Origin of the sequence: Acinetobacter sp. (genome assembly GCF_041919735.1) — a bacterium.
Classification (GTDB): Bacteria; Pseudomonadota; Gammaproteobacteria; order Pseudomonadales; family Moraxellaceae; genus Acinetobacter.
The window spans coordinates 17,157-27,216 of the sequence record NZ_JAYRTF010000033.1; the positions used below are offsets into that span (position 1 = coordinate 17,157).

A 10,060-nucleotide genomic window follows, 5' to 3' on the forward strand; every position below is an offset into this window, starting at 1 on the left:
TTTATATCTTCTGATTTTCAATTTTATTAGGACTCTTCTTTTCAACTGAAGCCCAAATCACAATACCAATCCCTGCCAAAACAATTGCAGCTGAAAAAATAATCCTCCAGCTCAAAGGCTCACCTATAAATAAAGCACCGCCAATAATCGCCAAACAAGGCACAGACAATTGCACACTGCTGGCCGTCACACGGTCTATCTGCTTCACTATGGCATACCAAAGCACATATGCACCGCTAGAGGCTAAACCACCTGAGAGCATCGCTAGAATAATGCCTTTGGGCTGTGCGAAGCTTTGGCTGTACAGAGCTATATAAGCCAACAGTACAAAAGGAATTGCTAAGACAAAATTGGCTAGACTACTTGCCAATGGATTTTGCATATTTTTACCGGCAATGCTGTACATCGCCCAACCAATACCCGAAAGCACCATCATCGCCGCGTAAATCAGATTGGGCGCCGATGCCCCAGGCAATAAAAGAATCAGGATGCCTAAAATGGCGATGGCTAAGCCTATACCGCGGCGCAGGTTAATTTTCTCCCCATGGCATAGCCCATACCCCACCATGCTGAGCTGCACTGTGCCAAACAGCAGCAAGGCGCCTACACCCGCGTCGATATGTAAATAGGCTAAGGAAAATGCAACGATATATAAGGCAAGAAAAAAACCATTTTTCATGCTCCATTCAATTTTAGCTTTGTGGGCTGACAATGCATATAAAAGCAGCAAAACCGCTGCCCCGCTGCTCACGCGAATTAGGCTAAAACTCATGGGATCAATCTGGTGCTGCGCCAAAGCCAGACGGCATAAAACCGAATTGGCCGCAAAAGCAATCATCGCAATGCAAATTTTCAGCAGCATGGTTGAGCATCCTTATTCAACGGCATCACTTAGATATATCGAATCTGTCTGATTAAATCTATTTAATTCTCCTCATTCTATCTATCAATAATTTAAATGAGGCATGCGCTGGCTTCGAGCAAACCGCTCAAAGCCAGCTTAAAATCATACCAATCTGGCTATTCACTCACAGCTTTCTTCGGCTGCGCTCCATGCGCATCTTCAAAGATGCGCGCACTCAATTTTGGCGATTTCATTCTGCCTATTCATTTTGAGTAAACAATGCCATTTCATCTGCTTCAGCAAATTGCTCTCTTCAGTATTTAACCGCATAAGAATCAGGTTGATGGCCTATATCAATTTTGGTCGTCAGCCTTAACGCTGCAGGCAGCCCCTGCATCGCAAGAACAGTGATATGGCCATAATTTCCGTCCTGAGTGCGCCAAAATCAGGATGTACCGCATTAACTGCAAAATCGGGGCTCATGCTTTATTTTTTTGTCCATCTACACACATAAAACACGGGCAAACATCGGACTGCTTGTTCGCCGCTTTTTTTGAAACAATAATCTCTTTGCAATGACCCCGCTTTAAACTTTAAAATACAGCCACATTTCCTTATAGAAGTGATGAAGTACATCATGCGCTATAAAATTATCGATGTTTATCAAAAAGAAAATATTAAGCATTATATTGCCAAGTGCCTAAAGCCGCGCTCACCGCAATTTATTATTATCGAAAGCCCGCAAACCCTCTGCCTGAATTTAGACATTATCGATGTCAATCCAAAAACAGCAGTCACCACGTGGGCCACGGGCGAAGAAATTGCCATGAAAATCCTGCAGCAATTTGACAGCTTTGATAAAACCTATCTGTCTTATAGCCACTGAAAGATCAAATCGACTGTTTTTTGTTCTGCTGCTTCGCCTGTAAAATTGACTCCGCGCGCACTATCCTTAGGTTGATCTGAGGCCTATTTTTTGATTTATTGTATTCAAGTTCTAAAAAAAGGAATGCAATAAATGAAGGACACGACAGAATGAATCCCAAAGAAATGACCGGCTTGCAGCTTCTTCAAGCGATGTGCTCAGGAAAAATTCCAGCTGCCAGCATCAGTGAAACTATTCCTATGCAGCCTTTTGAAGTCACCGAGGGAAGCGTCCGCTTTAAAGCCAAGGCCGATCAGCGCCATTTAAATCCGCTTGGCGGCGTGCATGGCGGTTTTGCAGCAACGGTGCTGGATTCAGTCACCGGCTGCGCTGTGCATACCATGCTTGAAGCTGGCGTTGCTTATGGCACTATCGATCTGAATATTAAAATGTGCCGCCCCATTCCGCAGAATAAAGAACTCTTAGCCATAGGCACCGTGATCAATATCAGCAAGAACTTAGGCATTTCTGAAGGAAAAATTGTTGATGAGGACGGCAAACTGTACGCTTTCGCCACCGCAACCTGCATGATTATCCGCTCTTAACCCATTTCCAGCATCAAATCAGGCAGAAGCAAACCATTAAAGGACTTGCTTTTGCCTCTGTAAAAATACAGCTTATACCACCTGCTGAAATGTATTGCGCTGAATTTGCGGACGGTTCAGGCTCTTCCAGACACAATAAAATTGAAACAGCGCATGAATGCTCAGTTCAGCGCTTTGCGCATCGTGAATCGACCATGCTTGCGCAGTATTCTTCCCTGTCAGCAAGCTGCCTTGAATGGCATAGACATACTGATCAAAACGCGGATCCGCTTTGGTTTTGTCTCTTAAAATAGTATTGATCAGCGGCGCTTTTTGCGCATTGATCATCCATTTATCGCCCAGCCACAGCTGCAGCAAATCGCCCAAACACAAAGACTGCTTTGCCGCCGGCCAAATATGCACATAGGCATTTTCGACAGGCGTAAAATACTGCTCTGGATCATTGAGGATCGTGAGATATTGATCTTGATAAGATTGAAGATTGGATAATAAATGAGAAATCGTCAGCGTATTCATTCGCCTTCTCCTGTTTAGCCATTTTAGTGCTGGCAAGTTGGTTTAAATCCACACCGTCTAAGCTTTCGCTTAAACACTCTGTTGTTGAATTCAGACTAGCAATTGAATTTCCCCAATGCAAGGCTTTCTGGCGTCAATTCGCCAAACTCAGATCTTTTGTTTAAATAAAAAGCATATAGTCTAAAAATGATAGAAAGATGACAGTTTTCGCTTGACCCTTTGTTAAATCTCCTTATAATCGCATGCAGATTCTCCAATAGCTCAGTCGGTAGAGCGACGGACTGTTAATCCGCAGGTCCCTGGTTCGAGCCCAGGTTGGAGAGCCAAATTATAAAAAGCCCACCCATTACGCCGTGGGCTTTTTTTTATGGCTATGATTTTTATGTTATATTGTTCAATTTTGCAGATTTCAGAACGCATCATTTTATCCGCCATTTTGCGCAGCATTGCCCGATGTCAGGCTTATTCAGCGGCAAAGCGTGCATAAGCTTCCGCTTGATCTGCATCTATTCAAACCCTCAGACTTGCGCCAGCCAAAAGCGCAGATGCCTGAGATTCAATCACTCCTTTCTCACTTCATCCTCCCCAATCACAAGCCTTCGTCTCATCGCTAAATGTTCAATAGCCTCTGCATCAGCCAATTCCAGCATTTCATAAAAATGCAGAAGAGCTATATTCCTTCCGCTCCCACTATGCATGATCAAGCACATAAAATGATCTGCGGCCTCCAGAGCCAAGCGTTGAAGCAGCACTGATTCGGAACACACCAAGTCTATATAATTGCTTAAAAACTATATCAATATTTTTATTTTGATTGTTTTTACTGCAATTAAACACATATTTTGACTTTTTTCAGTCTTCTGCCTTGACCTTCTGGCCTGAGGTGTCTAAAATCCGCTTCAGATTCTCCAATAGCTCAGTCGGTAGAGCGACGGACTGTTAATCCGCAGGTCCCTGGTTCGAGCCCAGGTTGGAGAGCCAAATTCTAAAAGCCCACGCATTACGCCGTGGGCTTTTTCTTGATATCGCAAATCTTTCCGTGGTTTGTTGCTGTGTTCGATTTCACTCAAAGCATCTTTTTTATCATCGGCTGTTTAGCAAGCTTTGCTTTAGTCTGCCTCCTCTTTCCGCGGCTGTTTTTCCGCAGGCAAAAGTATTTTCCCAAACGCGTGATCACGCCCTTTGAAAGCAGAATGTATACGCGCTTAATCGGCGCATTTCCGCAGCATCATGTTTTAGCGCAAGTCGCATTCAGCGCGTTAATTACCAATCACAATTATAAAATCCGCAATCAATTCAACCGTAAAGTGACCGACTTTGTTTTGCTGGATAAAGACTGCAATGTCGTGGTAATTATTGAACTGGATGACCCCAGCCATATCGGCAAGGAAAAAGAAGATGCGGAACGTGACGCCATGCTGCATGAAGCGGGTTATCGCGTACTGCGCTATACCAGCATTCCCTCTGCGCACAGCCTGCAAAAAGATATTCTGTAGCGAATTTCAAGGCAGTACAATAAAATCAGGACGACGCCTGCAGCTCTTTTTGTCAAAAAATCTATGTTTTATTCCGTGCCGAATCGTGAGCGTCTCGGCTGCGTTTTACAGCAGAACAAGCTGCGCATGGCCGCAGCAAAAAATCCAAAGCCGGACAGCGAAAGACCTGTCCGTCTTGAATAAAGGAGAGGATTTTTAAGGCGGAATTCTCAGCTTGCGTCACTTTTGATTTCGCACACTTTAGCAACTGAAGACGGATATCCTATTCCAGCTAAAATGGCCGGCCCTCCCCATGTCTTTTTCATTAAGCTGTCCCTTGCATCCGTATTCTTCCCTGCTCAAGGAAAGCCAAACGGCTTAAGCTTGAGAGATGAATGCCGTCAATGCCGCAGCGGTGGCTTTGATCGCCGCCAGTTTTTCACTGTCCGCATCTACCGGCAGATGAGTTTCCGAACCCAGCGCCGCAATAGAAAACTCCACCTCCCCATGGCGGTTAAATACCGGCACACTCACAGCATTGACCCCAGCCAGCAAATCGCCGGCCACCGTCGCTGCACCTAAAGCGCAAATCTTCTGCTTCAATTCCTGAAATTCTGGCCAATTTGCCGGATAAACCGGCTGGCCCAGCGCTTGGCGCTGCTGCCATTCTTTGTCCAGCAATGGACGGACAATCTCTTCCGCCATAAAGGCCGCAAAAGTACGCCCTGTGGCCGAATTCAGCATCGGCATAATAGAGCCGACCCGCGTAATGACCGAAACCGGCTGATCAGGTTCAATCCATTGCACCACCAAAGGCCCTTGCGAGGTCCATTTGCTGATTTGCAAACCGCAGTTAATCTCGCGGTGCAAGGCATAAATCATCGGCTGCGCCGCCTGAATCATGTCCGTGCGCTGAATGCAGCTTAACCCTAAACGCCAAGCCTGATCCCCCAGCGCATAACGGCCATCTTCAAGCTGTTTGGCATAGTTCATCCGCACCAAGCTCACCACATAACGGTGCACTTTTGCCGGATGCATCGATAATTTTTCAGAAAGTTCTTTCAGCATCATCGGCGTACGCTGCGCAATCAGCGCATCCAATACATTTAAGCCCACTTCTAAAGACTGCACCCCGCCTTGTGTTTTTTCTTCTGACATCCGTCTGCAACTCCCGCTTTAATGATCAGCATTCTACGCGAAGCAGTCTGCTTGAAAAGCATTTAACACAAAAATGGCCGCAATAAACTTTTTAGCAATACCCTGATCCGCCGATTCAAAATTTAATAAATTACGAAATTCATAATTAACTTATATATTGCGTAATTTTAAAAAATAAGTATGATGAGATTAATCCCCAGAATCGAGAGTTCTGAGAGTTAAGCAATAAATTTAAATAAAATTATTCATTTTCAATATTTTATTTAAATACGAATAGGCAAAACCACCCATTTACGCTTAGCCCTGCAGCTCTTCATGCTTTTTTTATCAATGCAAACTTGTTCACCCGCATGGATTGCGTTGCTCAGTCAAAAGGAACAGAGACATGACCAGCCAACTGAAATCATTTATCGAGGTTGCCGCAGATTCAGATTTCCCCATTCAAAATCTGCCTTATGGCATCTTCAGTGAAAGCGCGGATGGCGCGCGCCGCGCAGGCGCAGCGATCGGTGAATGGGTGCTGGATTTGGCCGTACTGGAACAGAATGGCTATCTAAAAATTCAGGATGGTGAAACCTATTTTGCAGAGCCGACCCTGAATAAATTTATTGCATCCGGCAAAGCCAACTGGGCAAAAATCCGCACAGAACTGCAGCGCTTGCTTGCTGCAGACAATGCCGAACTGCGTGACAATCAAGCACTGCGTGATCAAGCCTTATTTAAACAGGCAGATGTCAGCCTGCATTTGCCGGTGCATATTCCGGGCTATACCGATTTTTATTCATCCAAAGAACATGCCACCAATGTCGGCTGCATGTTCCGCGACCCTAAAAATGCGCTGCTTCCAAACTGGTCTGAACTTCCAGTCGGCTATAACGGCCGCGCAAGTTCAGTGATTGTCAGCGGTACAGACGTTGTGCGCCCTTCTGGCCAGATTAAACTGCCCAATGCTGAGCGCCCGCAATTCTCACCTTGCCGCAAGCTGGATTTTGAATTGGAAACTGGTTTTATTGTCGGCAAACCGAATAATCTGGGAGAGCCGATTGCTATTGAAAATGCGTGGGATCATATCTTTGGCATGGTGCTGTTCAATGACTGGTCTGCGCGTGACTTGCAGCAATGGGAATATGTGCCGCTCGGCCCCTTTAATGCCAAAACTTTTGCATCGTCCATTTCACCTTGGATTGTGACCTTAGAAGCGCTGGAACCGTTTAAAACCAGCTCCCCGGTGCAAGAACCAAAGCCTTTGGCCTATTTGCGTGAAGACCATAGCAGCAACAGCTATGACATTCATCTCTCTGTCGAAATTCAAGCGCACGGTACAGTGCAAGCCGATGTCATTTGTGAAACCAACTTTAAATATATGTACTGGTCCATGGCGCAGCAGCTGACACATCACACCATTGCCGGCTGCAATGTGCAAGTAGGTGATTTGATGGGTTCGGGCACCATTTCTGGCCCGACACCAAACTCTTATGGTTCATTGCTGGAAATCACCTGGAATGCTTCTAAGCCATTCACCCTGTCAAACGGTGAAGAACGCGGCTTTATTCAAGATGGCGATACTTTAATCATGAAAGGCTTTTGTGAAAAAGACGGCCTGCGCATTGGTTTTGGCGAAGTGTCAGGCAAAGTGCTGCCGGCCGTTCAATTCAATTTTGCTGAATAAACAGCTGGAGGTTCATCATGAAACTTTACAGTTATTTCCGCAGCTCAGCCGCTTACCGCGTACGCATTGCGCTGAATTTGAAACAGTTAAATGCAGAAACCATTCCTGTGCATTTACTGAATCATGGCGGTGAGCAGCATAGCCCAGCTTACCGTGCCGTAAACCCAAGTGAGTTGGTGCCTGCATTAATTGATGGTGATTTCACGCTGCCCCAATCGCTGAGCATTTTGGAATATTTGGATGAAGCACATCCTGATATTGCGCTCTTGCCTGAGGACGCACAGCAGCGCGCCTTAATCCGCGCATTTTGCCTGAGCATTGCCTGTGACATTCATCCTTTAAACAATCTGCGTGTCTTGCAGTATTTGACCGCTGAACTCGGCATGAGCGAAGAGCAAAAAACGGCATGGTACAAGCATTGGATTATCACCGGCTTTAAAGGGCTGGAAGCGCAGCTGGCGCATTCAAACGGCCAGTACTGTTTTGGTGAGCAAGCCACCATGGCTGACTGCTGCTTGATTCCGCAAGTCTATAACGCGATCCGCTTCAACATTGACCTCTCAGCCTATCCAAAAATTCAATCAATTTACCGCCATTGCTGCGCATTGGATGCATTTAAAAGTGCTGCCCCAGAAGCACAGCCAGATGCGGCTTAACGGACAGCCCGCATATTGATACGGACATAAAAAGGACAGAATTATGACAATTCAAATTGAGAAAATTCATCATGTGGCTTACCGCTGCAAGGACGCAAAAGAAACGGTGGAATGGTACAAAAAGAACCTGAATATGAACTTCATCCTCGCTTTTGCCGAAGACCATGTGCCATCAACCCAAGCCTTTGACCCCTATATGCATCTGTTTTTAGATGCAGGCCACGGCAATATTTTGGCCTTCTTTGAATTGCCAACACAGCCGAAAATGGGCCGTGATGAAAACACGCCAAAATGGGTGCAGCACATTGCGCTGAAAGTGAAAGACCGCAATGCACTGGTCGAAGCCAAAGCGCATTTGGAAGCCAATGGCGTTGACGTTTTGGGCATCACCAACCATGGCATTTTCCACTCTATTTACTTTTTTGACCCCAATGGCCACCGCTTAGAACTGGCTTATGATGATGAAAAAGCCCCGCAAAAAATCGCCATGATTACCGAAGAAATGAAGCATGACATGCTGGAGCAATGGTCACAAACCAAACGCGCGCCGGATCATACCCACTTCCTGCATGCAGCAGAATTGGATGACAGCTCTCGCCAAGCCAAAGCTGACGCTTAATTTTTATAAGCATGGTCTTCACGAATAAGGTCATTGCAATATGGAACTGGTGCTAGGCGCAGACAAAGCAATATTGGCTAAAGAACTGCGTGACTGCATTAAATACAGGCATGAGTTTATGAGAAATTAAAAGCATCCTTTATTTAATGCTTTCATTATGTTTATGCGCGTTTCTTTGAAAGGATGCTGCACACACAAAAAAGGAGCTCCCGCTCCTTTTTTTTACCTGACGTATATATTCATGGTTTAATTGGCCGTCATTAAAGTGTTGATCTCTCCCACCAGCGCATTGATATTGTTTGCAAACGCGGTGGAATGTGTTTCTCCTCCTAACTCCTCCAATCGTACATCTGTACCCAAAGCCGTCATATTTGCATCTAGATCCTTTGTGATACCTACAGGCACAGTCGTATCAGCAGTGCCCTGATAAATCACCACAGGCTTGTCAAGTTTAACCGTTCCCGGCGTGTTATCTTTTAAATAGTTTTTAATATCTGGATCAGATAAGAAATTTGGCTGCAAAGCCTTATAAGTGAAAAATTTACTATAATCCATATTCATATACTGCTGAATATCTGCACCAAATTTTAGCCCCAGCTCAGGTGAACAAAGGGTTTCCGCCTGTTCTGCAATTGGCACCTTTGCAGGCAGGAATGACTGCACATATTGAAATGACGGTGTTTCTGCTTTAATGCCTGAACTGACAATCGCAGCATAAGTATAAGCAGTTGCCGCTATACCAACTGCTTGAGTAAATGCTGCAGAATCACCTGCCGTTAAAGCTGCTGCAGCTTTGGTCTGTGCGGTACTTAAGTCCTCATCCAATGTATCTGCCAAATATGAAGCCGGCGCAATCGCAACCGCCCCCTTAAAGTTATAACCCAGCAGCGCTTTTTGAAATTGCGAGGCAGCTAAAGCAGCATGCCCGCCTTGTGACCAGCCGATAACACTCCATTTTTTGGATAAATTTCCATATTGCTCATTGGCCGCTTTCACTGCTGATAAAATTGAGGTCGCCGCACTTGTAAGATTTAAATAAGGATGCGGCACTGAAGTATTGCCTAAACCTTCATAATCTGGCGCAACCACTGCATAGCCTTTCGCCAATAATGCTTTAACTAAATCCTTTTCTGGGCCATCCAATACATTGTTCGATGGCGCACACTTGTCTGCAGCGCCTGTAGTGCCATGCGCCCAAACTACAACAGGCCAGCCATCTGCCGGTGCTGCTCCTTTAGGAATAAAAACCAATGTCGTAGCATTAATTTCTTTGCTTGCTACGCTTTGCATTTCATAAGTCAAAATTTCATGTTTGGCCGCCAATGCAGAGACATCGTCATCAACCGCGTATGATTTTGTATTTGACGTCCATATATTCCAATCATCATCTCCACTGCCGCACGCCGTTAAAAATAAGGCTGAAGAACATACAGCCGCCAACATACTCCGTTTAAGCATTTGATTCATTTTCATTTCCTTTTTTTGTTATTCGCCGTAATCTCATCACGAGATTTAAATAATTAAGCATAAAAAAAGCGCCTGTTTTAGGCGCTTTTTGTAAGATGAACTTAAAAATATTTATGCAAATATTTCATAAAACTGCAAAGAAAATGCCGATAAAAATCATCACCCCAACCCAGCGGTTATGCAGAA

Annotated in this window: 10 protein-coding genes and 2 tRNA genes; 8 read left to right on the top strand and 4 right to left on the bottom strand. The window is 45.1% G+C overall.

Translation table 11 applies throughout. The features are described 5' to 3' along the window. Position 1 precedes the first annotated feature (1 nt). On the bottom strand, positions 2–862 hold the full coding sequence (locus tag ACE3T3_RS14835; protein ID WP_374668267.1) for a DMT family transporter: 861 nt from the start codon (positions 860–862) through the stop codon (positions 2–4). Positions 863–1,481: 619 nt separating this feature from the next. On the opposite strand from ACE3T3_RS14835, the gene ACE3T3_RS14840 reads away from it, so the two are divergent. Both ACE3T3_RS14840 and ACE3T3_RS14845 read left to right on the top strand, forming a co-directional pair. Next, positions 1,482–1,730 carry a hypothetical protein gene (locus ACE3T3_RS14840; protein ID WP_374668269.1) on the top strand — a complete coding sequence of 83 codons (249 nt, stop codon included), beginning with the start codon at positions 1,482–1,484 and terminating at the stop codon, positions 1,728–1,730. Between the two features lie 149 nt (positions 1,731–1,879). Next, complete coding sequence (locus tag ACE3T3_RS14845; RefSeq protein ID WP_374668271.1) at positions 1,880–2,314, top strand: PaaI family thioesterase; 435 nt, start codon at positions 1,880–1,882, stop codon at positions 2,312–2,314. Between the two features lie 72 nt (positions 2,315–2,386). Here ACE3T3_RS14845 and ACE3T3_RS14850 read toward each other — a convergent pair whose 3' ends face one another. Next, positions 2,387–2,830, bottom strand: coding sequence for a hypothetical protein (locus tag ACE3T3_RS14850; RefSeq protein ID WP_374668273.1), 444 nt, complete (start codon positions 2,828–2,830; stop codon positions 2,387–2,389). A gap of 250 nt (positions 2,831–3,080) precedes the next feature. On the opposite strand from ACE3T3_RS14850, the gene ACE3T3_RS14855 reads away from it, so the two are divergent. From ACE3T3_RS14855 to ACE3T3_RS14865, 3 genes are all read left to right on the top strand, one after another. Then, positions 3,081–3,156: transfer RNA gene (locus ACE3T3_RS14855), tRNA-Asn, on the top strand. 579 nt (positions 3,157–3,735) lie between these two features. Next, positions 3,736–3,811: transfer RNA gene (locus ACE3T3_RS14860), tRNA-Asn, on the top strand. Positions 3,812–3,882: 71 nt separating this feature from the next. Next, positions 3,883–4,326 (top strand): DUF2726 domain-containing protein, encoded by a 444-nt coding sequence (locus ACE3T3_RS14865; protein ID WP_374668275.1) that lies wholly within the window; start codon positions 3,883–3,885, stop codon positions 4,324–4,326. Positions 4,327–4,683: 357 nt separating this feature from the next. Here ACE3T3_RS14865 and ACE3T3_RS14870 read toward each other — a convergent pair whose 3' ends face one another. Further along, positions 4,684–5,463, bottom strand: coding sequence for an IclR family transcriptional regulator (locus ACE3T3_RS14870; RefSeq protein ID WP_374668277.1), 780 nt, complete (start codon positions 5,461–5,463; stop codon positions 4,684–4,686). A 385-nt stretch (positions 5,464–5,848) separates the two neighbouring features. On the opposite strand from ACE3T3_RS14870, the gene fahA reads away from it, so the two are divergent. From fahA to ACE3T3_RS14885, 3 genes are read left to right on the top strand one after another with little or no spacing between them, the layout of a single operon-like run. Beyond that, complete coding sequence (gene fahA, locus ACE3T3_RS14875) at positions 5,849–7,132, top strand: fumarylacetoacetase (RefSeq protein ID WP_374668280.1); 1,284 nt, start codon at positions 5,849–5,851, stop codon at positions 7,130–7,132. Between the two features lie 17 nt (positions 7,133–7,149). Further along, positions 7,150–7,788, top strand: coding sequence for a maleylacetoacetate isomerase (gene maiA / locus ACE3T3_RS14880; RefSeq protein WP_374668282.1), 639 nt, complete (start codon positions 7,150–7,152; stop codon positions 7,786–7,788). A 43-nt stretch (positions 7,789–7,831) separates the two neighbouring features. Then, positions 7,832–8,407 carry a VOC family protein gene (locus ACE3T3_RS14885; protein WP_374668284.1) on the top strand — a complete coding sequence of 192 codons (576 nt, stop codon included), beginning with the start codon at positions 7,832–7,834 and terminating at the stop codon, positions 8,405–8,407. Positions 8,408–8,653: 246 nt separating this feature from the next. Here the strand turns inward: ACE3T3_RS14885 and ACE3T3_RS14890 are convergent, their stop codons facing one another. Next, the gene (locus ACE3T3_RS14890) at positions 8,654–9,874 is read right to left on the bottom strand and encodes an alpha/beta fold hydrolase (protein WP_374668286.1); all 1,221 of its coding nucleotides are present in this window, start codon (positions 9,872–9,874) and stop codon (positions 8,654–8,656) included. Positions 9,875–10,060: the final 186 nt, after the last annotated feature.

Excerpts from the sequence above, each read along its gene's own strand:
- ACE3T3_RS14885 (WP_374668284.1), top strand. The coding sequence starts at position 7,832 with ATGACAATTCAAATTGAGAAAATTCATCATGTGGCTTACCGCTGCAAG.
- maiA (WP_374668282.1), top strand. The coding sequence starts at position 7,150 with ATGAAACTTTACAGTTATTTCCGCAGCTCAGCCGCTTACCGCGTACGC.
- ACE3T3_RS14890 (WP_374668286.1), bottom strand. The coding sequence starts at position 9,874 with ATGAATCAAATGCTTAAACGGAGTATGTTGGCGGCTGTATGTTCTTCA.
- ACE3T3_RS14845 (WP_374668271.1), top strand. The coding sequence starts at position 1,880 with ATGAATCCCAAAGAAATGACCGGCTTGCAGCTTCTTCAAGCGATGTGC.
- ACE3T3_RS14835 (WP_374668267.1), bottom strand. The coding sequence starts at position 862 with ATGCTGCTGAAAATTTGCATTGCGATGATTGCTTTTGCGGCCAATTCG.
- ACE3T3_RS14850 (WP_374668273.1), bottom strand. The coding sequence starts at position 2,830 with ATGAATACGCTGACGATTTCTCATTTATTATCCAATCTTCAATCTTAT.
- ACE3T3_RS14870 (WP_374668277.1), bottom strand. The coding sequence starts at position 5,463 with ATGTCAGAAGAAAAAACACAAGGCGGGGTGCAGTCTTTAGAAGTGGGC.
- ACE3T3_RS14840 (WP_374668269.1), top strand. The coding sequence starts at position 1,482 with ATGCGCTATAAAATTATCGATGTTTATCAAAAAGAAAATATTAAGCAT.
- fahA (WP_374668280.1), top strand. The coding sequence starts at position 5,849 with ATGACCAGCCAACTGAAATCATTTATCGAGGTTGCCGCAGATTCAGAT.